The following is a 1057-nucleotide window of genomic DNA, read 5'->3' on the forward strand; positions in this document are numbered from 1 at the left end:
CTAGAGCGGGATGAATCTAGGTTGGCGCATAGCCTGCCTCGATGAAGTAATTTCTACATTCGATTGAAGAGACGGTGCCGAGGATTTGGCCGATGGCGTCACAGACGGTCTCGACTGTTCGCCTGGCAGCCTTGCGCAGCCAATGCTTGAGCTTGGCGAAGAGCTTCTCGATCGGGTTGAGGTCGGGCGAGTATTTCGGCAGCAAGAACAGCCTGGCGCCGGCCGAGCGGATGGCGCGGCGCACGGCCTTGCCCTTGTGCGAACCGAGATTGTCCATGATGACGATGTCGCCGGGCTTAAGGGTGGGAACCAGAACCTTGTCGACATAGAGTTGGAACCGCTCGCCGTTGATCGGTCCGTCGATGAACCATGGTGCATCGACGCGATCGTGGCGTAGCGCCGCCAGGAAGGTCATGGTTTTCCAATGGCCGTGCGGCACCTTGGCTTTGATCCTTTGGCCGCGTGGCGCCCATCCCCTGAGCGGCGCCATGTTGGTCTTGGTCCATGTCTCGTCGATGAACACCAGGCGGGAAGCATCGATGCGGTCCTGATACTTGGCCCACTGTGCCCGCCGGTGCGCTACATCCGGGCGATCCTGTTCAGCCGCGATCAGCGTCTTTTTTTGTGACTGAGCTTCTCGGCGTGGACGAACTCCCACACCGAGCGATAATCGACCTTCAGGCCGCGCTCGGCCAGTTCGGCCACAAGACCGCGCAGTGTAAAATCCGCGGCCCGGCAGCGCACCAGCAGCCAGTCCCGATGCTCCCCGGCAATCTTCTTGGGCCTGTGCCCACCCATCTTGCCGGGCGCAAGACTGCTCGTCTCGCGCAAGCGGCTTACCCATCGGATGACGGTGCTGATCCCAACCTCAAAGCGCACTGCCGCCTGCCGCCGCGACAGCCCCTCCCGCTCAACCGACGCAACAACCCGTTCGCGAAGATCCATCGAATAAGGCTTGCCCATCCATGCCGGCCTCCTTGCCCAGCAAGAAGGTTGAATCAGATTTGCTCGCCTAAGGGAATCCGTCTTCGATTCAGCCTCAAATCATCCCGCTCTA

1 protein-coding gene is annotated in these 1057 nt (G+C 60.7%); it reads right to left on the reverse strand.

The genetic code is table 11. The features are described from left to right. Nucleotides 1–16 precede the first annotated feature (16 nt). A protein-coding gene (locus tag FCU66_RS40390; protein WP_168992274.1) for an IS630 family transposase occupies nt 17–963 on the reverse strand; the annotation gives its coding sequence in 2 pieces (ribosomal slippage) (nt 17–622 and nt 625–963; 945 coding nt in all). Between the last annotated feature and the right edge of the window lie 94 nt (nt 964–1057).

This window comes from Mesorhizobium norvegicum (genome assembly GCF_004919685.1).
Taxonomy (GTDB): domain Bacteria; phylum Pseudomonadota; class Alphaproteobacteria; order Rhizobiales; family Rhizobiaceae; genus Mesorhizobium; species Mesorhizobium norvegicum.